Origin of the sequence: Rhodanobacter sp. K2T2 (assembly GCF_013408815.1) — a bacterium.
Lineage (GTDB): Bacteria > Pseudomonadota > Gammaproteobacteria > Xanthomonadales > Rhodanobacteraceae > Rhodanobacter.
Genome location: NZ_JACCCA010000001.1, coordinates 754,172 through 776,538, shown reverse-complemented (window position 1 = coordinate 776,538; position 22,367 = coordinate 754,172). Strand labels below are relative to the sequence as shown.

Annotated in this window: 15 protein-coding genes and 1 tRNA gene; 10 read left to right on the top strand and 6 right to left on the bottom strand. The window is 62.6% G+C overall.

What is annotated here, in order from left to right; genetic code table 11:
• Positions 1 to 46 precede the first annotated feature (46 nt).
• The 3 genes from HDE78_RS03425 to HDE78_RS03415 all read left to right on the top strand — a co-directional run bounded on the left by HDE78_RS03425 (position 47) and on the right by HDE78_RS03415 (position 2,552).
• Positions 47 to 811, top strand: coding sequence for an NAD kinase (locus HDE78_RS03425; RefSeq protein ID WP_179477078.1), 765 nt, complete (start codon positions 47 to 49; stop codon positions 809 to 811).
• 173 nt (positions 812 to 984) lie between these two features.
• Positions 985 to 1,905: a 5'-nucleotidase gene (locus HDE78_RS03420; RefSeq protein ID WP_179477139.1), complete on the top strand. Its 921-nt coding sequence runs from the start codon at positions 985 to 987 to the stop codon at positions 1,903 to 1,905.
• A gap of 125 nt (positions 1,906 to 2,030) precedes the next feature.
• Positions 2,031 to 2,552 (top strand): DUF4142 domain-containing protein, encoded by a 522-nt coding sequence (locus HDE78_RS03415; protein ID WP_179477077.1) that lies wholly within the window; start codon positions 2,031 to 2,033, stop codon positions 2,550 to 2,552.
• Positions 2,553 to 2,705: 153 nt separating this feature from the next.
• Here the strand turns inward: HDE78_RS03415 and HDE78_RS03410 are convergent, their stop codons facing one another.
• A complete protein-coding gene (locus tag HDE78_RS03410) occupies positions 2,706 to 3,581 on the bottom strand; it encodes a DMT family transporter (protein ID WP_179477076.1) in 876 nt (291 codons plus the stop codon).
• Between the two features lie 128 nt (positions 3,582 to 3,709).
• Entirely contained in the window at positions 3,710 to 4,213 is a 504-nt protein-coding gene (locus tag HDE78_RS03405; RefSeq protein WP_179477075.1) for a hypothetical protein, read from the bottom strand.
• 209 nt (positions 4,214 to 4,422) lie between these two features.
• On the opposite strand from HDE78_RS03405, the gene HDE78_RS03400 reads away from it, so the two are divergent.
• The 4 genes from HDE78_RS03400 to HDE78_RS03385 are packed head-to-tail and all read left to right on the top strand — an operon-like array spanning position 4,423 to position 9,080.
• On the top strand, positions 4,423 to 5,592 hold the full coding sequence (locus HDE78_RS03400; protein WP_179477074.1) for an acyl-CoA dehydrogenase family protein: 1,170 nt from the start codon (positions 4,423 to 4,425) through the stop codon (positions 5,590 to 5,592).
• A gap of 17 nt (positions 5,593 to 5,609) precedes the next feature.
• Entirely contained in the window at positions 5,610 to 6,170 is a 561-nt protein-coding gene (locus tag HDE78_RS03395; RefSeq protein WP_255457578.1) for a hypothetical protein, read from the top strand.
• Positions 6,167 to 6,769, top strand: a complete 603-nt coding sequence (locus HDE78_RS03390; protein WP_179477073.1) for a glutathione S-transferase family protein — start codon at positions 6,167 to 6,169, stop codon at positions 6,767 to 6,769. The genes HDE78_RS03395 and HDE78_RS03390 overlap by 4 nt, the downstream gene beginning before the upstream one ends.
• Positions 6,770 to 6,809: 40 nt before the next feature.
• A complete protein-coding gene (locus HDE78_RS03385) occupies positions 6,810 to 9,080 on the top strand; it encodes a thiamine pyrophosphate-dependent enzyme (protein ID WP_179477072.1) in 2,271 nt (756 codons plus the stop codon).
• Positions 9,081 to 9,101: 21 nt separating this feature from the next.
• On the opposite strand, the gene HDE78_RS03380 is transcribed toward HDE78_RS03385, so the two are convergent.
• Positions 9,102 to 10,718 carry a diguanylate cyclase gene (locus HDE78_RS03380; RefSeq protein ID WP_255457577.1) on the bottom strand — a complete coding sequence of 539 codons (1,617 nt, stop codon included), beginning with the start codon at positions 10,716 to 10,718 and terminating at the stop codon, positions 9,102 to 9,104.
• Between HDE78_RS03380 and HDE78_RS20980 the strand changes: the two genes are divergently transcribed.
• On the top strand, positions 10,717 to 11,019 hold the full coding sequence (locus HDE78_RS20980; RefSeq protein ID WP_255457576.1) for a hypothetical protein: 303 nt from the start codon (positions 10,717 to 10,719) through the stop codon (positions 11,017 to 11,019). The two genes, HDE78_RS03380 and HDE78_RS20980, sit on opposite strands and share 2 nt — an antisense overlap.
• 609 nt (positions 11,020 to 11,628) lie before the next feature.
• Here HDE78_RS20980 and HDE78_RS03375 read toward each other — a convergent pair.
• The 3 genes from HDE78_RS03375 to rnd form a co-directional block, all read right to left on the bottom strand.
• Positions 11,629 to 13,608, bottom strand: coding sequence for a S9 family peptidase (locus tag HDE78_RS03375; protein ID WP_179477070.1), 1,980 nt, complete (start codon positions 13,606 to 13,608; stop codon positions 11,629 to 11,631).
• A gap of 262 nt (positions 13,609 to 13,870) precedes the next feature.
• Positions 13,871 to 13,946: transfer RNA gene (locus HDE78_RS03370), tRNA-Ala, on the bottom strand.
• 107 nt (positions 13,947 to 14,053) lie between these two features.
• Complete coding sequence (gene rnd / locus HDE78_RS03365; RefSeq protein ID WP_179477069.1) at positions 14,054 to 15,169, bottom strand: ribonuclease D; 1,116 nt, start codon at positions 15,167 to 15,169, stop codon at positions 14,054 to 14,056.
• 100 nt (positions 15,170 to 15,269) lie between these two features.
• On the opposite strand from rnd, the gene HDE78_RS03360 reads away from it, so the two are divergent.
• A complete protein-coding gene (locus HDE78_RS03360) occupies positions 15,270 to 17,207 on the top strand; it encodes a formylglycine-generating enzyme family protein (RefSeq protein ID WP_179477068.1) in 1,938 nt (645 codons plus the stop codon).
• A 970-nt stretch (positions 17,208 to 18,177) separates the two neighbouring features.
• Positions 18,178 to 22,365: an RHS repeat-associated core domain-containing protein gene (locus HDE78_RS03355; protein WP_179477067.1), complete on the top strand. Its 4,188-nt coding sequence runs from the start codon at positions 18,178 to 18,180 to the stop codon at positions 22,363 to 22,365.
• Positions 22,366 to 22,367: the final 2 nt, after the last annotated feature.

The window sequence follows — 22,367 nt, the reverse complement described above, 5'->3', positions numbered from 1 at the left end:
TTCATGCTGTGTACTCTCCTCTCACTTGATTGCCGGGTAGATCCGCATGCGCTTTGCCTTCGTCGCCAGCGATACCAGCATCGCCCAGCAGGCGCGACGCAAACTGGTGGAGCGCTATGGCGACGTGCCGCCGGAACAGGCCGAGCTGATCGTGGCGCTCGGCGGCGACGGTTTCATGCTGCGTACGTTGCACGACTGGCACGCGCTTGATGTGCCGGTGTACGGCATGAAGCTGGGCCGCGTCGGGTTTTTGATGAACAAGCATGTGCTCGATGGGCTGCCCGAGCGGGTGGCGCGCGCGCACACCGCGTCGCTGTTTCCGCTGCAGATGGAAGTTACCGACGTCAGCGGCAAGGAGCATTCGGCACTGGCGTTCAACGAGGTGTCGCTGCTGCGCCAGACCAACCAGGCCACGCATCTGGAGGTCAAGCTCAACGGCATCGTGAAGCTCGATACGCTGGTCTGCGACGGCATTCTGGTGTCCACCCCGGCCGGCTCCACCGCCTACAACCTCTCCGCGCACGGGCCGATCCTGCCGCTGGATGCGAACGTGCTGGCGCTGACGCCGATCAGCCCGTTCCGCCCGCGCCGCTGGCGCGGCGCGATCCTGCCGCATCGCACCGAAGTGATCTTGCGTGTGCTCGATCCGGGCAAGCGACCGGTCAGCGCCACCGCCGACTTTCACGAGGTGCGCGACGTACTGACGGTGGCCATTCGCCAGTCGGGCGGCGAAGGCGTGCGCCTGCTGTTCGATCCCGAGCACAACCTCGAACAGCGCATTCTCGACGAGCAGTTTGCATCGGCGGAATAATCGTCAGCGCGAGGCTGGCCATCGTTGAATGCGAGAGGCTAAATCAACGGCGCTTACGAAATAACCCAGGCTGCATGCTAGATTGAAATCAACGATCCGCTACGGATCAAGCGATGCTGCCATCCGTGAACGAATCCATTGCACCAGACGATATGCCCGAGGCCGATCCTGCCATGGCGGGCGCACACGATGCGCGTGCGGCAAGCGACAAACGCCTGGTGGTGGCGATCTCTTCTCGCGCGCTGTTCGACCTCGGCGACAGTCACGCGCTGTTCGAGCGCGACGGGCTCGACGCGTATCGCAACTTCCAGATCGACCACGAGAACGAGATTCTTCAGCCCGGCGTAGCGTTTCCGCTAGTGCAGAAATTGCTCGGCCTCAACAAGCTGGCCGGCAACGTGCCGCCGGTGGAAGTGATCCTGCTGTCGCGCAATTCCGGCGATACCGGGCTGCGCATTTTCAATGCGATCCAGCATTACGGGCTGGAGATCAGCCGCGCCGCGTTCACCAGTGGCGCGCCGACGTCCGACTACATCGCGCCGTTCAAGGCCGATCTTTTCCTGTCCGCCAATGCCGAAGACGTCGGTCGCGCGCTCGCGGCCGGTGTGGCCGCGGCCACGATCCTGCCCAGCACTGCGCCGCCGCGTGCGTCGGAGCAGCTGCGCATAGCCTTCGACGGCGATGCGGTGATCTTTGGCGACGAGGGCGAGCGGGTATCGCGCGAAGAGGGGCTCGAAGCCTTCCATCGCAGCGAAACCGAGCACGCGGCCGAGCCGCTGTCGGTAGGGCCGTTCCAGGGCTTTCTCACCGCGCTGCATCGATTGCAGACCGCGTTTCCCGCCGAAGATTCGCCGATTCGCACGGCACTGGTCACAGCGCGTTCCGCTCCAGCGCACAAACGCGTGATTCTCACCCTGCGCAAGTGGGGCGTGCGCATCGACGAGGCGCTTTTCCTCGGTGGTCGAGACAAGGGGCCGTTTCTGGACGCCTTTGGCGCCGATATCTTTTTCGACGACTCGCCGGCCAATGTGGAGTCGGCACGCATGCATGTGGCTACCGGGCATGTGCCGCACGGGGTCAGCAACCGCGGCTGATCGTCGATCGTGGTTACCGCTGTTTTGCCACATCCGTTTGTTGTTTCGGCATAAATGAAACCGACACCGGATCGTCACGGCGGCGCGCCCACGATGAAAGTCCACTTCAACGCGGGAGCTCGCTCATGCAGATCACACGGAAACATGTCGGAACGCTCACGATGCTCGGCGCGCTGGTACTCAGCCCGCTGGCCATGGCCCAGGCCGCTGCCGACACTGCGCCCGCTGTATCGAAACAGGACACCGCCTTTGTCGCAAAAGCCTCGGCGGCCGGAATGACCGAAGTTCAGGCAAGCAAGCTGGCGGATTCCCGTGCGCAGTCGGCGGCGGTGAAAAGCTTTGCGGCGAGGATGGTGACCGATCACACCAAGGCAGGCGATGAGCTTTCCGCGGTGGCGCAGAAAGATGGATTTGCGCCGTCCACATCGCCGATGCCTGCGCAGCAAAAAGCGCTGGCCAAGCTTGAAACCCTCAATGGCGCAGCGTTCGACAAGGCCTATTCGTCGATGATGTTGAAAGATCACATTGAGGCCGTCGCGCTGTTCAAGAAAGAGTCGACGAGTGGAAAAAACGACGATCTCAAGTCGTTTGCCGCGCAGACGCTGCCCACGCTCGACGAGCATTTGGCGATGGCCAAAAAGCTCTGAGTCGGCAAGCCTTTAATCAGGCATCGGGCTGAAAAGCCTGGTGCTTGTGTATGTGCAGGATTCCGGAACTCGTTCGCCGGTATTGCCATGGAGGCAACGGCAATCGACGTTATCTGGACCCATACTTATACGGGGTTGGTGCAAGAGCGGCGGTCAAACGACCTTGGTACGTCGCCACCAGCGCGTGACCTTGTACTCCCGCACGAAGGTGAACAGTCCCGAGCCCAGAATGATCACGATGCCGATCAGCATTGGCCAGTCCAGCGGATCGTTGAATAGCAGGTAGCCGAACGCGACGGCCCACAGCATCTGGCTGTACTGGGTCGGTGCCACGTGGTTGGCCGGCGACTTCTGCGTGGCGAGCATCAGAAGTACCGCGCCCAGGGCGGCAAGCAGTCCATAGCCGAGCAGCAGCATCCACTGCCGCCATTGCGGCCAGCGAAAATCCCATAGCATCAGTATGCCGGTAAGTAGCAGCGGTCCGATTACGCCGGCACCGTAGAGCGTGACGCGCTTTTCCTGTGATCCGGTCATGCGCAACGCAATCATCGAGATGGCGCCGGAAAGACCGCAGATCAGCGCGGCAAGGTGGCCGACGCCCAGTGCGCGAAATCCAGGCCGAAGTACCACAAGTACGCCGACAAACCCTGCGATCACCGCCGACCAGCGGCGCCAGCCGACATGTTCCTTCAGAAAGATCACCGACAGTACGGTGACGAAGATCGGCATCAAAAAGATCAGCGCGAAGGCCTCGGCCATCGGCAGCGCGGTAAAGGCCATGACGGCGGACGTGCTGCCGATCGCGCCGAACACCGCGCGCACCAGCCAAAGGCTTGGCCGCTTGGCGATAATGACTTCGCGCCAGCGATCGCTCTTGCGCTTGATGAAAGGCAGGGCGGTCAGGCCCAGCAGCGCGCCGAAGAATACCGCCTCATACGACGGCAGCGAGCCGTGCAGCAGCTTCACGAACGCATCGCTCATGGCATAGGCCGCGAACGCCATGAAGCCGAGCAGCACACCTTTGTACATTTTTGCGGCTTTTCGAAACGGGGATGTTCACAGTATCCCCGTTTCCGGTGACCGCCGCATGCAGGTTGGGCCGATTTCGAATCGATTCGATACCGGCACGTCGGCAGCTGCCGACGTGCCGAACTGCCTCAGAGACAGTCGACCAGCCCGTCATAGATCGACTGGCTGCTGCCGGGAAGAATCGCGCGTATCGGGTTGCTTACATTCAACGCGGCGATCAGGTCCGCCACGTGGGTCTTTGGCGCCAGCGGGCTGCGGCAGCGCCAGTGCTGGTTGTCGACGGTGAAATTGCCGGTTTTCGCGTTCACTTCTTCATTGCTGGCGGCGAAAACCCAAACGCATCGCCCGATCACGCCGGTAGTGGTGTCGACCGAGCAGCGGTAGTCGAGCGACTGGATGTTGCTGTAATCGCCTTCACAGAAGGTATCGCCGCAGACGTCGTCGAAGTTTTTCCTGAGTTGGCTGGTGATGGTGTACCAGGCGTTGATGTCGGCATCGCTGGTCAGGTAGCTGTCGAGATCGACATATTGGGCGCTGCTTGCGGCCGCTGGGGCGGCCGGCGGCGCCGCAACGGCACCACGCGAGGTCAGGGCAAGTACGGCGAGCATCAGTCCGTAGAGGATGGGGCGCATGGAAAACTCCTTTTTCGATGATGGATGGAAGCTTTGTTTGCGCCGGCCGTGGCGTTTGGCGCCCGAGCGACCGGCCAGCTATTTTCAAAAGCTTCCAGTCCCTGATACAGCAGGCTTTCCCGACACCTGTCGTCAGTGTCGCTGCCGGTGACCCTCATCCCGGTCCCCGCTACACTAGGGGACTTGCCTGATCACTTTGGACCTTTGCCATGGCCACGCGCCTCGATCCGCTCGATCTTTACGACGTCCGTTCGCTGCTCACCGACGAGGAGCGCATGGTGCAGGACTCCGTCGGCCGCTTCGTCGACGAACGGGTGCTGCCGATCATCGGCGACTGCTTCGATCAGGCGCGGTTTCCGAAGGAGCTGATTCCCGAAATCGCCGGCCTGGGCCTGCTGGGCGCCACCATTCCCGAGGAATACGGCGGCGGCGGTATGAACAGCGTCAGCTACGGTCTGATCTGTCAGGAACTCGAGCGCGGCGATTCCGGCCTGCGCAGCTTTGCCTCGGTGCAGAGTTCGCTGTGCATGTATCCGATCTTCGCCTACGGCAGTGAGGCGCAGAAGCGCCAGTATCTGCCCGGTATGGCCGCCGGCGAGATCATCGGCTGCTTCGGCCTGACCGAACCGCACGGCGGCTCCGATCCGGCCAATATGAAGACGAATGCCAAAAGGGACGGCGGCGACTGGGTCATCAATGGCGCCAAGATGTGGATCACCAACGGTAACCTCGCGCATATCGCCATCGTCTGGGCGATGACCGAGGACGGCATCCAGGGCTTCGTGGTGCCGACCGACACGGCCGGCTTCAAGGCGCAGGAAATTCACAAAAAGATGAGCCTGCGCGCGTCGGTGACCTCGGCGCTGTTCTTCGACGGCGTGCGCGTGCCCGACAGCGCGCGCCTGCCCAACGTCAAAGGCCTGAAGGGGCCGCTGGGCTGCCTCACCCAGGCGCGCTTCGGCATCACCTGGGGGCCGATCGGCGCCGCCCAGGCCTGCCTGAAGGAAGTGCTCGACTACACCGCGGAACGCAAGCTGTTCGACCGACCGCTGTCGTCCAATCAGGCCGTGCAGCTGAAGCTGGCCGACATGGCCCGCCGCATCACTACGGCGCAGCTGCTGTCGCTGCAGCTCGGTCGTTTAAAGGATGCCGGCAAGATGCAGCCGACCCAGGTGTCGCTGGCGAAGTGGAACAACTGCCGCATGGCGATCGACATCGCGCGCCAGTGCCGCGACCTGCTCGGCGGCGCCGGCATCACCACCGAGCACGGCGCCATCCGCCACGCGCTGAACCTGGAGTCGGTGATCACCTATGAAGGTACGGAAACCGTGCACGAGCTAGTGGTGGGTCGGGAGCTGACCGGCATCAACGCGTTCTGAAGCGGAGCGCGTCGCTCATGCGTCGTGAAGCGGGATATGAAGCCATGGGTGCGAACAGTGGCAGCAGCGTCCTGCCCACGGCTGAGTGCAACAGGGGCAACTCGACGATGGAGTCCTTGCACGCAGCACTGGCGGCTGTGCTTCCGGACCTGCGCAGCCGCTGTCGCGATCCCTGGGGCGTGATCGGCAGCGCGGCCGCCTGCTTGGTCGGCGCCGACGTCAGCGTGGCGGATCTGGACCTGCTGACCAGCGTCCGGGATGCGGACGCGTTGCGCGACCGTTGGCAACGGCAGCACGATGCGGTGCACCGGCCGGATGGCGCGGAGCGCTTTCGATCGCGCTTCGCACGCTACCGTTTTGTGGGTCTGCCGGTGGAAGTGATGGGCGGCCTCGAGGTTTTTGGACCCGATGGCTGGATGCCGCTGCGGATAGACCGGATCGTGCACGTGAGCATCGCCGGACTGTCCGTTCCGGTGCCGGCGATCGCGGAGCAGATTCGTGTACTCGACGGCTTCGGGCGTCCCAAGGATCGTGCGCGCATGGCTGTGCTAAAAACTCTATGCGAGGTTGGCGAATGATTACGATTTACGGCAAGCGCTCGTCCGGCAACTGCTACAAGCTGCAATTGCTGCTCGATCAGCTAGGTCGAGACTATCGCTGGGTCGAGGTCGACAGTACACAAGGCGAAACCCGCACCGCGGAATATCTGGCCAAGAATCCCAACGGCAAGGTGCCGTTGCTGGAGCTCGACGACGGTCGCCGACTGGCCGAGTCCAATGCGATTCTGTGCTATCTCGCCGAGGGCACGCCCTTGTTGCCGAGCGACGCGTGGCTGCGTGCGCAGACGCTGCAGTGGCTTTTCTTCGAGCAGTACAGCCACGAGCCGTATATCGCGGTGGCGCGTTTTATCTCGCTTTATCTGCCGGCGGATCATTCCCGTCAGGTCGAACTGCCGAAGCTGCATGCGCAAGGCGCAAAAGCGTTGGCCGTGATGGAGGCTCATCTCGTATCGCACGCGTGGTTGGCGGGCGATCGTTACAGCATCGCCGACATCGCGCTCTACGCTTACACCCATTGTGCGGCCGACGGTGGTTTCGATCTGGCCGTCTATCCATCCGTATCGGCGTGGCTCGCGCATGTGAAAGCGCAGCCCGGGCATTCGCCGCTGCAACACTGATCCAACCGTCGTACCCCTTCTTTTTTCCGATATCGAGACCATGTCCATTCCGTTTGCCATTGCCGCGCGCCACAAGGGCTTCAACCGAGCCGAGATCGTCGACCAGAACTTTATCGAGTTCGTGCAGCTATGGCAGGGCGACGCGGGCAGGGCGCCAGAGGCCGATCAGCCGGTGCTGGCGGGCAGCGCGCTCGACGCGCGCGGCTTTCGCGAGCTGCTCGAATCGCAGCTGATCAGTCGGCATCTGGATCTGATGGCACGCGTGCTGCGCGTGCAGAACAAGGTGTTTTACACGATCGGATCGAGCGGCCACGAGGGCAATGCCATGGTGGCGCGGTTGACCCGGCATACCGACCCGGCGTTTCTGCACTATCGCTCCGGCGGGTTCATGGCCGAGCGCTTTCGCAAGCTGCCGGGCATGGATCCGGTGATGGATTCGGCGCTGAGCTTTGCCGCCAGCAAGGACGATCCGGCCTCCGGTGGTCGGCACAAAGTGTGGGGCAGCAAGCCGCTGTGGGTGCTGCCGCAGACCTCGACCATCGCCTCGCACCTGCCCAAGGCGCTGGGCACGGCCGTGGCGATCGAGCAGGCGCGGCGTATCGGCCACGCGCTGCCGATTCCCGACGACAGCATCGCCGTCTGCTCGTTCGGCGATGCGTCGAGCAATCACGCCACCGCGCAAACCGCGTTCAACGCTGCGGCATGGACGGCCTACCAGAAGCTCCCCGCGCCGGTGCTGTTCGTGTGCGAGGACAACGGCATCGGCATCTCGGTGAAGACGCCGACCGGATGGGTCGCCAGCAATTTCCAGCATCGTTCCAACCTCGACTATTTCTTTGCCGACGGGCTGGATCTGGCCGAAGGCTATGCGCAGGTACAGCGCGCCGTAGAACACTGCCGCCACACGCGCCGCCCGACCTTCCTGCACCTGAAGACCACGCGCGTGATGGGCCATGCGGGTACCGATTTCGAGATCGAGTGGCGCAGTATCGAGGAACTGGTCAGCGTCGAGTCGACCGATCCGCTGCTGCGGTCGGCCGCCATCGCGCTGGAATCCGGGCTATACAGCAAGGACGAATTGCTCAATCTCTACGAAGCCGCCCGCAAGCGCTGCTTTGCCGCCGCCGCCGATGCCGATGCGCGACCCCGTCTGACCTCGCTGGCGGACGTGATGAAACCGCTGGCGCCGTATACGCCGGAGGCTGTCGCCGCGGAAGCCACGCGTGCCGACTACGCCGACAAGCGCCTTGCGGTCTTCGGCAGCGAAGCGAAGCTGCCGGAGAACCAGCCGCCACGGCATCTGGCCATCCAGATCAATCAGGCATTGCACGACCTGCTGGCCAAATACCCGCAGGCGCTGCTGTTCGGCGAGGACGTGGCGCAGAAGGGCGGTGTCTACACGGTCACCAAGGGGCTCAACAAGGCGTTCAAGGGCAGCCGCGTGTTCAATACGCTGCTGGACGAAACGATGATCCTGGGCCTGGCGCAGGGCTACGCCAATATGGGCATGCTGCCGATGCCGGAGATTCAGTATCTGGCGTACTTCCACAACGCCTGCGACCAGATTCGCGGCGAGGCGGCCTCGCTGCAGTTTTTCTCCAACGACCAGTACCGCAATCCGATGGTGATGCGCGTGGCATCGCTCGGTTACCAGAAAGGTTTCGGCGGCCATTTCCACAACGACAACTCGATCACCGCGCTGCGCGATATTCCCGGGCTCGTGGTCGGCTGCTCCAGCCGCGGCGACGACGCGGCGATGATGCTGCGTACGATGATGGCGCTGGCCAAGGTCGATGGCCGGGTTTGTGCCTTCCTCGAACCCATTGCGCTGTACATGACCAAGGACTTGTACGAGGCCGGCGACGGCCAGTGGCAGTTTGCCTATCCTTCGCTGGATCAGGCCATGACGCTGGGCGAGGGGCGCGTGTACAACGAGCCGGCCGATGATCTGGTGATCTTCACCTTCGGCAACGGCGTACCGATGGCGCTGCGCGCGGCGAAGACGATCGAGGCAAACCACGGGTGGCAGATTCGCGTGGTCGATCTGCGCTGGCTGGCGCCGCTCAACAACGCGTTTATCGCCGAACAGGCGCGGACGGCCAAACGGATTCTCGTGCTGGACGAGGGGCGCCGCAGCGCGGGCGTGGGCGAAGGCGTGATCGCGGCCATCGTCGAAGGCGGCTGTGGCGCCACGCCGATGCATCGCGTCGTCGGCGCCGATACGTTTACGCCGCTGGCGGGTGCCGCGTTGCTGGTATTGCCGGGCGAGGACGAGGTAGTGGCAGCGGCAACGTTGCTGGCTACGCGGTAGCGAGTATCGCTGCGAAAAAACTCAGATATCTTTGCGGCGTTTTTCCACCACGTGCAGGTTCGAGTGTGTCGATGCCTTCGCGGGTTTGATGTGGCCGTAAAAGCAGACCTGGTTTCGTCCGCTGAGTTTGGCGCTGTACATGGCCTGGTCGGCGCGTTCGGCGAGCGATTCCACGTCGTCGCCTTCGCGCCGCATGGCCACGCCGATACTGGCGCTGAGCATGAACGTGTCGTTGACCGGAATTTCCAGCCGATGCACGCGCCGGCACAGGCGAGTGGCGACCAGCATCGCGTTTTCTTCGGTGGTGTCGTCGATCAATGCGACGAATTCTTCGCCGCCGTAGCGGCCCAGAATATCGGTGGGGCGCAGCTCCGCGCTCAGCGCGCGGGATACGGCGACCAGCGCGCGATCGCCGGCGTTGTGGCCCTGGCAGTCGTTGAGCAGCTTGAAATTATCCAGATCGAGAAACAGCAGCGCGATCGGACGCGGTTCGCCTGAATTTAGCATCGCATTGGCGCGTTCGCTCCAGGCCCGACGATTGAAGGTATTGGTCAGCGCATCGTGATCGGCGAGCACGCGCACCTTGTCGCGATCGTGGCGCAGCCGCAGCGCGCGATCGGCCAGGCCGAGCGACAGCACGATAGCCTCGAACGCTCCCCCGGCGAGGCTGGCGTCGTTGAGCCAGTCCAGGCTGGGCAGTGCGCCGTTGGCCTGGGCACTGGTCATCGCGGTAAGCAGCAGCAGCGGCGTCCATCCGATCAGAAAAAACCATGCCTGGCGCGAGCCGTGAAAGCCCGCGACAAGGGCGGAAATCAGCAGCAGCGCTGCGCCGAGCATCAGCATCGGGTTGAGCAGAATCTGTGCCGTTTCCATCAGCAGCGTCAGATGGCTCAAGCGCATCACCACCAGCAGACCCATGCCGACGGCGAGCGCAATCACCGGCACGCGCAGCAGCGGCGCGCGCTTGCGCAGCGCGCAGAAACGCATCATGAACAGCGAGGCGAAGGCAACGGATAGCGCAACCGCCACTGCGCCGCTTGTCATGCCCATGCCGGCCAACCACTGCCACTCCAGCGGGTGAAAAAGAAAGCCCGTCTGGATGCCCTGGATAAACGTGTAGCAGAGGATAAAACCGGCGTACCAGGCGAAGGTGATATCGCGCAGCATCAGCGCGAAGCACAGCGCCATCAGTACCATCGACAGCATCACCGCAAAGCTGGCGCTGGCGAACACCAGCCACTGCGCGTCCTGCCGCAGATAATCGTTCCACGGTTGTATCTCGAAACGCACCGGCGCACTGGCGATCGCGGACGGTTCGAACTTAAGCAGGATAGGGGCCGACGCTGCCTGGGTCAGTGGCACGCGCCAGGCCAGCCGACCATGGCCGTGGGTCGACGCTGAAAAATCGTCCAGCGCCAGCGCCGTGACCTGATCCTGCCCATACACCGTCACTTTACCCAGCGGCGGCGGGTAGATGCTCAGCATGCGTTCGCTGTTGTCCCAGGGAGGCTCGGCCGCGATCACCACCCAGCTGCCGAGCGCGTTCACCTGAAATCGCTGAAGAATGGACGGCTCAAAGCTTTTGAACTGGCCACCGCGATATTCCTGCATCACGCTTTGCGGCGTGTCGCCGAGCATGACGGGACGCCAGGCGCCGTTCAGCGGTGCGGACGCGAAGGCATGCGCCGATCCGATCAACGTCAGACAAATCCACAGTACAGCCAGCGCTCGCCGCAAGCGAGCCGGTGCCGTTAATGTGATCTGCCTCTCCATTTATATCGTTTTCCTTTGCAATAATTTCTGCGAAGCAGCAACAAAGCTTTGGACGGTCGAAATTCGCGTATCAGCACCGTTTGCGGCGCCCGCCGCAATTTTCACCGGTGCACAGATCCCTCCCGCCGATGCGCCACTGTATTTAGTGGTGACGCGCGCGCATTGACCAATCGTCCAGTCTAGGCGCTGGGCGCCAAGGCTCGGTGAAGGTCGGAGTTCGCTGGGTTCGGGCCGGTAAGCATAGGGACGCTACCCAATCCGATAATAGCCAAATGAGCTTGTGCAGCGCATGGCAGCACGATTTGTGCCAGCGCAGAGTGTCCGAGTACAAACGCGCATTGGCCGATCAAGCAGCAGCTAGGGCAGCGCTACGCTGCGCATCGGGTCTTAGAGCCTGTTCCTCATCTCCCCGTACCTCGCGTGTCATCGAGCGGTGGTCGGGTATAGGGCCCAGCGCCGGCTTGCCTGGCTGGCAAGCCAAGCACCGAAAAGGTGTAAATCGCGCGCTGCCGCCTGGCGGCCGCTCGGTGGCAACCCTGCGGGCCCGGGCTGTTTGCCCGCATCCCGGCGCCATCACTCGGTCGTGGACCCACGTCACTCCTCGCTCCTCAAAGCCGGCGCCATCCACGGCGCCTCCCCGCGTACCCTCGTTCTGCGCGCAAACCGCTCCCGGCGCGGGGAGGTCGTGAACAGGCTCTTAGAGGCGGGCCCGGAAAATCGCAAGTCGACGTGCAGTGTCACTAAATGCGCAAGATGACGCTTGCCGCACAGGCTCCTACAAATGCGCCGTCATCCACCCCACCCAGCGCTTGTAGACGTCCGTCGTTCGCACGATGTCGCTGGGAAAATGCGTGTCCGCCGGGTAGGCGTAAAACTCGACCGATACGCCGTTGTCGCGCAGCGCGTGATACCACTCGTAGCTGTTCAACAGGGGCACATTGGGATCACCGACGTCGCCCATGATGAGCGTGGGTGCAGTCACGTTCTGGGCATACGCGATCGGGGACTGATCGCGCCAGATATCGTGATATTTCGCCAGCCAGGGCGAGCCGCCGAAGACATAGGTGTCGCCCTGCTGGTAGTAGGCCAGGGTGTAGTCCATTACCCAGTCGGTCAGCGCGGCGCCTGAAACGGCTGCTTTCCATATGCCGTAATGACCGGTGAGCCAAGTCGTCATGTAGCCGCCGTAGGACCAGCCGCTGACGCCGATCCGGCTTTGATCGACGCTGCCGAGTTTTTCGACGGCCGCGAGCCCGGCCATCACGTCGTTGCCGGGACCCCTGCCGGTGTCGCGAAAAATGGCGTGCTGATAGGCGTCGCCCAGATTGGTGCTGCCGCGGTAGTTGGGCTGGAACACCAGAAAGCCGGCAGCCGACAGCAGCTGCGGCAGCGGCGAAAAATGCAGCGTGCTGGCGGACGCCGGGCCGCCGTGGATCACCAGCACCAGCGGATACTTCTGACCTTTGCGGTATCCGGTCGGGTAGGTCAGCACACCGTCTTCCTTGAAGCCGTCCGGCCCGGTCCATTCGATGGATTCACTGTGCCCCAGCATGAGACTGTCGGCGAAGGCGTTGAGGTTGGTCAGCCGCTTCGGCTTGCTGTGCGTGGAGGACATTGCGTAAAGCTCGCCCGGATGTGCCGGCGTGCTGCCGATGAAGGCGATCGCGCCCGCGTTCGACACGCTCAGCTCGGGGTTGGCCTGCACGTCGCCGAGGTCGAGCTTTTTCGCGGTGCCGGTCAGCGGCTGTTCCCATAGCGCCGCCTGCGTGCCGTCCTCGCCGGCGAGCAAGAGCGCGTTGCCTCGTGGCAGCCACGCGTAGTTGGAAAAGTTGCGCGCGGCGGCCTGCGTCACGTCGCGTCCATCGGCACCGTTGTCGACATAAACCGCGTTGCCGTTGTTCTGATCGCCGTTGCGCGGGCGCAGATAGGCGGCGGTGTCGCTGTCGAGCGCGTAGGTGAAGTCGCCCGCACCTTCGCCCGACACCACGGTGCGCGGCTCACCACCATTCGCATCCACGCTGGCGATCACCGATCGGAACGACGGCCCCCAGTACGGTCCGGGGAATCGGGTAAAGGCGATGCGCCGACCGTCGCGGCTCCATGCCGGCACCGGCGCCGAGTCCTGCTGATCGGTCTGCAGGCTGAAATTGCCCTGCGTGAGTCGCTTGGCCGAACCGCCCGCGCTCGGTATTACCCATAGGTGCCAGGGCGTCAGCGCGGCGCGCGCCAGGAAGTTGTTGTCGGTGACCTGGAAGGCATCGTCATGCGCCTTGATCGCTTTTTCGTTGGCGGGTTCATCGGCGGTCACAAAGGCGAGCTGTTTGCCGTCCGGGCTCCAGCTGAAGGATTCCACGCCGTACTTCGTTTCGGTGATGCGCGTTGCGTCGCCGCCGCGCATCGACAGCACGAAGATCTGCGCCTGCTTGGTTTCCTCGTCATGCGCGATAAAGGCCAGCCGGCCGCTGTCGGGCGACCAGCGCGGCGCGGCGATATCCGTGCGCTTCCAGGTGATGGCGCGTGTATCTCCGCTGGCGACGTCGACCAGATCGATGTCCTGCAGGTTTTTGTCGGTCGTCCAGTCCGGTCGGGAAACGATCACGGCGATCTGCTTGCCGTCGGGAGCGATCTGCGGATCGCTGAGGTTCACGAGCTTTTGCAGGTCATTCAGCTGGAAAACGGGCGTGCCTGCAGCGGCAGACAACGGACATGCCAAAGTGCAGCTGACGGCCAGGACGACCGGCCCAACGAATTTCATCAAGATATTCCCCTTTGCCGCTATTGAGGGCGGAGCCGCTGGTTTGCCGCGGCCTGTCGGTCAGCGCGTCGGCTGCCCGATTCTCGGCACAAACAGTGGCACGTTCGCCCCTTTTCCGAAAGAACCGGCCGCGGCGTTTCGTCAAAGGGAGGGGCGCGAGGAACATCACCGAATGGGCTCCTGCATTTCCGGCGTGTCGGCCATCCATGGCCATAAAAAAGCCCTGGAAACGGTGGGTTTCCAGGGCGGTGTTGCAAGAAATTGGTGGAGCCTGGGGGGATCGAACCCCCGACCTCGTCATTGCGAACGACGCGCTCTCCCAGCTGAGCTAAGGCCCCACGTGACCAGCAGATGTTAGCAGCGCAGGTCGTGGTTCGCCAAGGGTCGGCAAATGCAGCTGCACGTTGGTGTCGAAAGCTTCACGGCGGCGACCAGCCAGAAAGATCTAGCCGGGCAAAAGCGCGGTCAGACGATCGTGCAGCAACTCGTGACGCCAGCCGTCGAGAAATTCCGGCCATTCGGCGGTGACCACGTATTCCTCCAGCGCCTTGCGCGGGCACAGCAGGCCGGAGGGCAGATCGAGCTCGGTGGCGAGCGCGTCTACGCTTTCCTTCATGGCGCCGAGCGCCTTTTTGGCTTCGCCTTGCGGATGCCCGGGTATGCGCAGCGTGGCGTCGATTTCTTCCGCGCTCACGGCAGTTGCGAGCAGTGCGAACAGCTCGCTGCGCTGGGCCGAGCGCAGCGCACGCTGGCCGCGGCTGCGCTGATCGAGTTCGCCGAGGCTGCCCGGCGGCTGCTGTGCCAGGGTCAGCGCCAGGGTATCGTCCAGCAACCATGGCCGCGGTACGTCGAGCGTGCGTGCGCTGCGGTCGCGCCATAGCAGCAGCCGGCGCAGCATGGCCTGCTGCGGTATCGTCCAGTCGGCGGCACCGCGCATCGCGCGCTGCGGCTGCGGATCGCCGGCGCGCTGGCTGGCGCGACGCTTGAGTCGTTCACAGTCCTCCGCGTGCCAGGCGCTGCGGTCGCGCTGCTGCAGGCGTTCACCGAGCTGTTCATGGATGGTTTTCAGATACACCACGTCCAGCGCGGCGTAGCTGATCTGCGAGGCAGTCAGCGGTCGCTGCATCCAGTCCGAACGCGTCTCGCCCTTGTCCAGTTCCACCCCGGCGAGTTCGGCGACCAGGGCGCGATAGCTGATGCCCAGGCCCATGCCGACAAATGCGGCGGCGATCTGCGTATCGAACAGGGTCTTCGGGCCGCCCGGCAGCATCGGCGACAGCGTTTCCAGATCTTCGCTGGCGCTATGCATGATGGTCACCGCCGGGCCAGCGCCGAGCAGCGGCACCAGCGCATCGCCGATCGCGAAGGCCAGCGGATCGATCAGCGCGTAGCGACCTTGCCAGCCCAGCTGCAGCAGCGCCAGCTGCGGATAGAAGGTATTGCGGCGCATGAACTCGGTGTCGAGCCCGACCGCGGCGTCATCGGGCACGTCGGCCAGCCACGACTGCAGCGCATCGCGATTATCGATCCAGTCGGCGCTGGCGGACTCGGGCAGGGACATCGAACTTCCTTTGAAAGCGCCGGGCATGCATTGCCCTGTCGGCGGTTTGTACTTATGGTGGGCAGCGCACGATAACAGGCCACTCCCGGGACGCCCATCCATGCCGAGCAATGCAATTCTGCGCAATCAGCGCGCGCTCGGTGGAGCGGCGGGCATCATTGTGCTGGGGTTTGCGCTCACGTATCACTTTTTTCCGCGCCTGCTGCACGTCGATCCTACGCAGGCGCCGCGCCGATCCATGTCGATGGGCGAAGCCGTGCCGGGCCGGGATGTGCCGCAGGCAAGCACACCGGCCATGGCCGAGGTCAACGCCGGGCCGCCGTTGACGCTGGCATCCATCAGCGTGATTGTCGCGCACAGCAAGAAAAAGGCCGATCTGCCTGAGCAGCTCAGCGCCGATCCGCCGGCCGTGCAGGCGCTTTTGGCACGTGCTTCCAAAGCGCTGCAGGCCGGCCAGGTGGCAGGCGACAGGAACAGCGCGGGCGCGCTGTTCGCGCAGGCGCTGAAAGCCAAGCCGGACAGCCGCCGCGCTGCGCAGGGCCTGTTCGATGTGAAAGCGCGTCTGGTCGCGGACATCGAACAGGACATTGCGGTCGGCGACGCCGACGCGGCGAAAGACCAGCTCGATGCGCTGCGCACCTTGCCCAACGCGGCCGAGGATATCGCCCTGCTGTCCGCCAATCTGAAAACCCTGACCAGCGTGCGGCCGATGCTGGCCAAGGCCGCCTCGCTGCTGGCGCAGGGCAAGGCCGATCAGCCGGTCGACGGCAGCGCACTGGACATGTATCGCCAGGTGCAGCGGCTCGACCCGCAGAACGCGGTGGCCGAGCAGGGCATCATGCAGGTGCAGCGGGCGGTGCTCGATCGCGCGCTGGCCGCCCTGGCCCAGAGCAATTTCGCCGGAGCCGACGCCGCGCTCGCCGAGGCACAGGCCATTCGTCCCGGCTCTCAGCAAATGCAGGACGTCAGCAAGCGCCTTGATGACATGCGCCAGCAGCGCGCCACCGGTGTGCTCGCCCAGGCGCATTCGGCGCTGGACAGCGGCGATCTTGCACTGGCACGCAAGCTGGCCAGCCAAGCGCAGCAGATCGAGCCCAATCTCGCCGGGCTTTCCGAGTTGGAAACCCAGCTCACCAACGCCCGACTTTACGCCGGCCACAAGCCCGGCCAGATTTTCAGCGATGGCTATGTCGACATCCCCGGCAGGTCGCCGATGATGGTAGTCGTGCCGATCGGCAGCTTTCAGATGGGCGCACCGGACAATCAGGACGGCTACGCCAGCTATGAAAAGCCGCAGCATCCGGTGACCCTCGGCAAGGGTTTCGCGATGGCGCGCAGTGCCATTACGGTGGGGCAGTTCCGCGAGTTCGTGCGCAACAGCGGTTACGTGCCGGACTCGATACGGCTGGGCGGCGCCAGCGTCTACGACGAGCGCAGCGGCGCACTGCGCGACGACGCCAATGCGAACTGGCAGGACGATTACGCCGGCAGCAAGGCGGCCGACGATCTGCCCGTAGTCAACATCTCGTGGAACGATGCCAAGGCCTATGCGGACTGGCTCACCCAGCGCACGGGCAAGATCTATCGATTGCCGAACGAAGCCGAGTTCGAATACTCGCTGCGCGGCGGTACGAGCACACGTTACTGGTGGGGCGACGGCACACCGACCAAGCCGGTGGAAAACCTTACCGGCTCCGGCGACCGTTCGCGCAACGGCCGCCGCTGGAGCAACGCGTTCCGCGGTTATCGCGACGGCTACTGGGGCCCGGCGCCGGTGATGAGCTTTGCCGCCAATCCGTTCGGACTCTACGACATCGATGGCAACGTCTCGGAGTGGGTGCAGGACTGCTGGCACGAAAGCTACGTGCGCTCGCCCGGCGACGGCAGCGCATGGCTCAACCCCGGCTGCAGCACCCACGTGGTGCGCGGCGGCTCGTGGGGCAGCTCCCCCGACCAGGTCAACTCGGCCTATCGTCAGGGCACCGACGGCAGCGCGCGCAGCGGCCGCGTCGGGTTCCGCGTGGTGCGCGAGCTCTGAAGCGGAGCTTTCCGCGCCCATGAAAAACCCCGCGCATGGCGAAGCGGGTCGCGGTGGCTTTGTTAACTCGGGAATTTTCGGAGTTGAGAATTAATCGGTGGAAAAGAGCTGTGAAACCTCGTGGCGATCCGCTGTGAGAAGCGTCGTCGTCGCGAACAACCGTCAACTCGATAGCTTTTATTTCCTCGTTTTCGGGAGTCAAAAGTCTCGGCACTCCATTCTTCCAGCGTCTCGTTGCGCAGTAAGTTCGAGAGCTAATACGCCTCTTCTGCTCAACAATAGAGCCATGGCGATCATTCGGGCGACATCGTCCGTACGCGTCGCGACGTGCAACTATAAATGTTTACAGGTGACAGCCGTATTCGATGGCTGAAATAGTCTGTCCACGCCAAGCTGCGAGAGCAGCCAATGGGGAGCGCATCACACTTTCGTGCGAATCAGCTTTTTCCTACAGTACGGGAGCTACATGCCTACCACGTGTCTTGCTATATAGGCATGGTCTAAGGGGTGCTAGCGATATCCGCAAGCACATACGGCGATACATCGCACGACAACCGCCGCAAGGGCAATCAGAGAGATTCGTATGTCAGGGATGAGTATGGGAATGTGGCGCCGTATTGGTTTGTTTTTCTTGATGGCGTTCATGGTTGCGCCAGCCATGGCAGATGCACCGCCTTCCTGGACAATCTCGAATGGCAAATATCTCGGATTGACTGGTACCTATCCCAGCGCAGGGGCGGCGTGCACAGCTTGGTATCAATATTTTCTAGCTGCTTCTGCAACTGGGGGAGGAACCGTCACTTATGAGGCGCCTTTTGTAACTACTGATCCCAATGATCCGTATGCTACCGTCGAAGATTGCAGAACAGGTGTGACCGAATACGGTTCATCATATACGCAAGCAACCTATTTATTCCGCAATCCAAGCTGCCAAAGCAATGAGACATTTGACCCCGATAAGGATCAGTGCGTGGCCAGCGATACTGACACCGGCAAGAATGCCGGTGACGCGGGGGATTGCAACGGTGGTGTCGGCAGTGCCGTAGACAATGTGGTCACTTGTCCCGGCACCACGATGAAAGCCGATCCCATCAATACCGCTACGGGCAACAAATACCAGCAAGACACCGACTTTCATGGTTCCTCATGGCTGACGTTCCGGCGCTTTTACAACAGCTTGCCAACGACGTTGCTGGCTACCCTGGGACCTCAATGGCGCCACTCGTTCGATCGTTCCTTGTCCATCAAGTTGGCTGTTGCGGGCAGCGAAAATCCTTCCACTATTCGACTCTATCGGCCCGATGGCAGCAGCGAGCAGTTTCAGAAGAACAACGGCCTGTGGACCGCTGACGCCGATGTGGCCGATACCCTGACCGAACAGGACGATACGTCAGGCAATCCCACGGGCTACGCCGTCTTCATCGCGCCACTGCGACAGACCGAACAGTACTCGACCGCGGGCTTGCTGCAATCCATTACCGACGCCTCCGGTCAAGCCGTCATACTCACCTACAGCACGGCGAACACACCCAGCTCTATCGCACCTGCCGCCAACTTGCTGTTGACGGTCACCGATCCGACTGGCCGTCAGTTAGGTTTTACCTATAACACCAACCGGACCATTGCCACCGTTACGCAACCTGACGGCGGCACGCTCACCTATAGCTACGATCCGAGCACGCGCAACCTGACCTCCGTGCAATACCCGGATGGCAAAACGCTTCAATACGCCTACAACGAGTCATCGCTGAACTCCGGAACCAGCCAGCCCAGCGTACTCACAGGCGTCATCGACGAAGCCAATGCGCGGTACGCCAGCACCGGCTACAGCAGCACGGGCCAGGCGGTTTCCTCCACCTTTGCATTGGGCGCCAATGCCACCACATTAAGCTACAACAGCAATGGCTCAACCACGCTGACGCTGGCGTTGGGCAATTCCTACACTTTGACCCCCCAGAGCGATGGCTTCGGCACGCTCAAGGTGACGAGCGTTTCCGCTGCCTGCGGCACGCAGTGCGGTCAGCCGTGGCAAACGCAAACCTACGACGCCAACGGTTATCCGTCCTCACGTACCGACTTCAACAACAACGTCACGGCGACCACATACAACAGCGCTGGTTTGCTGACTCAGCAGATCGAGGCTCAGGGCACATCCAACCAGCGCACGACCACCACCACCTGGAACACCGCGTTACGCGTGCCGTTGACTCAGACCGTGCTCAACGCGTCCGGCACCGCCGTTGCCTCAACCGCCTGGGTCTACAACAGTACCGGCCAGACCCTGGCTCGTTGCGACATCGATCCGACCGTCTCTGCTGCCGCGTCCTACACCTGCGCCACTACCGGTACCGTCCCGGCGAGCGTACGCCGCACCACCTATACCTACTGCACTGCCGTGGATACCACCCAGTGCCCCCTTGTGGGCTTGCTGCTCACCGCCACCGGTCCGCGCACCGATCTGACCCAGGCCACCACCTACACTTACTACCTCACCGACAGCAGCACGTCGAAGCATGGCGACCTTCAGTCCGTCACCGATGCGCTGGGCCACACCACCACGTACCTGAGCTATGACGGTGCCGGTCGCGTGCTGAGTCAGCAGGATGCCAATGGTGTCGTTACAAGCTTCACCTACTATCCGCGTGGCTGGTTGAAAACCCGCAGCCTCGGCGGGTCAACCACCACGATCACCTACACGGCCTATGGTGCCGTGCAGACCATTACCGATCCCGACAACGTCACGGTGACCTATGGCTACGACACGGCACATCGGCTCACGACGATCACCGATGCTCAAGGCAACTACGTCCAGTACACCCTGGATGCTTCGGGTAACCGTACAGCGGAAAACACCTACACGGCCGGCAGCAGCACGGCGAGCCATACATTGACGCGCCAGTTCAACGCCCTCGGCCAGCTCACCGAGATTATCGACGGGTTGAACCACACGGTCTTCAACGCCAGTGTCAGCGGCAATTACGACGCCAACGGGAATCTGCTGCAGTCCGTCGATGCATTGAACATCCAGCGTAAGCTCGGTTATGACGCACTTAATCGTCTTACCAGTACCGTCGATGACTACAACGGCACCGATACCCTTGCGCCGAACACCACGATCAGCAAGGCCTATGACAGTCTGGATCGGCTGACGCAGGTGACTGATCCCAACAGCCTGAACACCATCTACGGTTACGACGGGTTGAGTAACAACACGTCGCTGCAAAGTCCGGACACGGGCACCAGCACGGATACCTACGATGCCGCGGGCAACCGGCTGGTGCACACCGATGCCAAAGGCGTGGTCAGCACGACCAGTTATGACGCGCTGAACCGCCCGATCAGCACCACCTTTGCCAATGCCACGCTCAACATCACCTACGCCTACGACGAGGCCAACAGCGTCACCGGTTGCACCCGTTCGGCCCCGATCGGTCGTCTGACCCGGATCGTCGAGAACGCCGTCACCACGGTCTATTGCTATGACCCACGTGGCAACGTGCTGCAGAAGCGGCAGATTACCGCCAGTACCACCGACACCACCAGCTACGCCTACACGGCCGGTGACCGGCTGAGCCAGTTGACCGCCCCCGACGGTACGGTGATCAGCGACAGCTACAACGCCCTTGGCCAACTCAGTGGCGTGCAGGTGACCCCGGTGGGCGGCAGCGCCAGCGCGGTGGTCAGCGGCATCACCTACCTGCCGTTCGGCCCGATCAGCGGCTACACCCTGGGCAACGGCCAGACGGTCACTCGCACCTTTGATGCGACCTACGCGCTGACCGATATCACCAGCCCGGCGCTGAACCTGCACTTCGCGCGCGATGCGCTGGGGCGCATCACCGCCGAGGGCAACACGCCCGGCGCCAGTCCGGCCAGCGAAACCTACCGCTACGATCCGCTGTCCCGGCTTGTCGAGGTGGACGACGCCAACGGCAACGCGCTCCAGTCCTACACCTACAACCCGACCGGCGACCGCCTGAGCAAGACCGGCAATGGCCTGGCGACTGGCAGCTACAGCTACACCACGGGCACGCATCAGCTCAGCGGCATCGGCAACGGTGCACGCACCAGCGATGCCAACGGCAACATGACCGGCAACAGCAGTGCCGGACAGACGTGGGGCTACGGCTACAACGGCCGCAACCGCCTGACTGTCGTACAAGCCAACGGCAACACGGTCGGTACCTACGGCTACAACGCACTGGGCCAGCGCATCAGCAAGGTGGCCACGCTGCCGACGGCGGTCAGCCAACGATTCGCATACGACGAGCAGGGCAACCTGATCGGCGAATACGGCACCACGAACCGCGATTACGTCTGGATGGGCGGTATCCCGGTCGCGATCATCGACACGGTCGGCAGTACCAGCATGGTCAACTACGTCACCGCCGACGCGTTGGGCACGCCGCGTGCGGTGAGCGACAGTACCGGCACCACGCTCTGGTCGTGGGCCTGGCTCAACAATCCGTTCGGCGAACAGGCGCCGACCTCCACCAACGGCTACACGCTCAATCTACGCTTTCCGGGGCAGTACTTCGATGCGGAAACCGGACTGATGTACAACGGCCATCGTTACTACGACCCGACTATGGGGCGCTTCCCTCAGCCTGATCCTGTCGGCTTCAATGGTGGTATCGGCCTGTATGTCTACGGACTGAACAATCCGATGATTTATATCGATCCCACAGGGCTATCGCCTCCCGGTGCGCCGCCGCCGATAGGGCCATTTACCCCTATAGATCAATGGGGATCAGACTTTACCAGAGTAGGCCCGCCCGTACCTTCTTCTATGACTATTCTAAATAGCTGGGATGATATTTCAGGCTTCAAAAACCCAGGCACGAATATCGTTGTTTATCAGCTAATGGATCAATGTCATTCGCCCATAAGAAACCCTGGCTATAAGTGGCAGGAGCATATGGATCGGCATGCCAAATATAGCGATGAGCAAGGTTGGGAGAATATGACTAGCGGCACGATTGTTGATACCCATGAACCACCAGACAATCCTCCACTGAATGGAACGATCACTACGAATCAAACATTTTCCATACAAGATGCTAATGGGAATATCTATAATTTGAGCACTGTAGCGCGTACCACGGCAACGTTCGCCAATGGGCAGGCGACTACCATCACGACCATAGTCAAGCCTTGAAC

What these genes read in the sequence shown, in the direction of transcription:
- HDE78_RS03415 (WP_179477077.1), top strand. Translation starts at nt 2,031, where the DNA reads ATGCAGATCACACGGAAACATGTCGGAACGCTCACGATGCTCGGCGCG.
- HDE78_RS03410 (WP_179477076.1), bottom strand. Translation starts at nt 3,581, where the DNA reads ATGTACAAAGGTGTGCTGCTCGGCTTCATGGCGTTCGCGGCCTATGCC.
- rnd (WP_179477069.1), bottom strand. Translation starts at nt 15,169, where the DNA reads ATGTCCCTGCCCGAGTCCGCCAGCGCCGACTGGATCGATAATCGCGAT.
- HDE78_RS03425 (WP_179477078.1), top strand. Translation starts at nt 47, where the DNA reads ATGCGCTTTGCCTTCGTCGCCAGCGATACCAGCATCGCCCAGCAGGCG.
- HDE78_RS03400 (WP_179477074.1), top strand. Translation starts at nt 4,423, where the DNA reads ATGGCCACGCGCCTCGATCCGCTCGATCTTTACGACGTCCGTTCGCTG.
- HDE78_RS20980 (WP_255457576.1), top strand. Translation starts at nt 10,717, where the DNA reads ATGACGGGACGCCAGGCGCCGTTCAGCGGTGCGGACGCGAAGGCATGC.
- HDE78_RS03390 (WP_179477073.1), top strand. Translation starts at nt 6,167, where the DNA reads ATGATTACGATTTACGGCAAGCGCTCGTCCGGCAACTGCTACAAGCTG.
- HDE78_RS03405 (WP_179477075.1), bottom strand. Translation starts at nt 4,213, where the DNA reads ATGCGCCCCATCCTCTACGGACTGATGCTCGCCGTACTTGCCCTGACC.
- HDE78_RS03395 (WP_255457578.1), top strand. Translation starts at nt 5,610, where the DNA reads ATGCGTCGTGAAGCGGGATATGAAGCCATGGGTGCGAACAGTGGCAGC.
- HDE78_RS03385 (WP_179477072.1), top strand. Translation starts at nt 6,810, where the DNA reads ATGTCCATTCCGTTTGCCATTGCCGCGCGCCACAAGGGCTTCAACCGA.
- HDE78_RS03360 (WP_179477068.1), top strand. Translation starts at nt 15,270, where the DNA reads ATGCCGAGCAATGCAATTCTGCGCAATCAGCGCGCGCTCGGTGGAGCG.
- HDE78_RS03375 (WP_179477070.1), bottom strand. Translation starts at nt 13,608, where the DNA reads ATGAAATTCGTTGGGCCGGTCGTCCTGGCCGTCAGCTGCACTTTGGCA.
- HDE78_RS03380 (WP_255457577.1), bottom strand. Translation starts at nt 10,718, where the DNA reads ATGCTCGGCGACACGCCGCAAAGCGTGATGCAGGAATATCGCGGTGGC.
- HDE78_RS03420 (WP_179477139.1), top strand. Translation starts at nt 985, where the DNA reads ATGGCGGGCGCACACGATGCGCGTGCGGCAAGCGACAAACGCCTGGTG.